Annotated in this window: 1 pseudogene; it reads left to right on the top strand. The window is 39.7% G+C overall.

From position 1 onward, the window contains the following. Positions 1-257, top strand: a pseudogene (locus AAEZ02_RS22930) (alpha/beta hydrolase); the annotation flags it as partial.

The raw sequence follows: 257 nt of genomic DNA, 5'->3' as shown, positions 1-257 counted from the left end.
CTACAGCCTTGGCTCGATAATTTTAATAAACAGATGGCTATATTAGTCGAAGAAGGATTTAAGCCAACAGCAACAAATGCACGTGAAGGGTTAGCTAATTTAACGAGAGGTTTAATAACTGATATCCCAGAAATAGCTTGGATTGGTGACGACCTGGTATTAAACGAACAATACAATGTTCCGGTACGAATTTACCATCCAATTCCCAATAAGGTCTTACCCGTTATTGTTTACCTTCATGGTGGTGGGCATATGGC

This window comes from Shewanella sp. T24-MNA-CIBAN-0130 (assembly GCF_040310185.1).
GTDB lineage: Bacteria > Pseudomonadota > Gammaproteobacteria > Enterobacterales > Shewanellaceae > Shewanella > Shewanella psychromarinicola.
The sequence above is the reverse complement of the archived record's forward strand: the minus strand, read 5'-3'. Positions and strand labels throughout refer to the sequence as shown.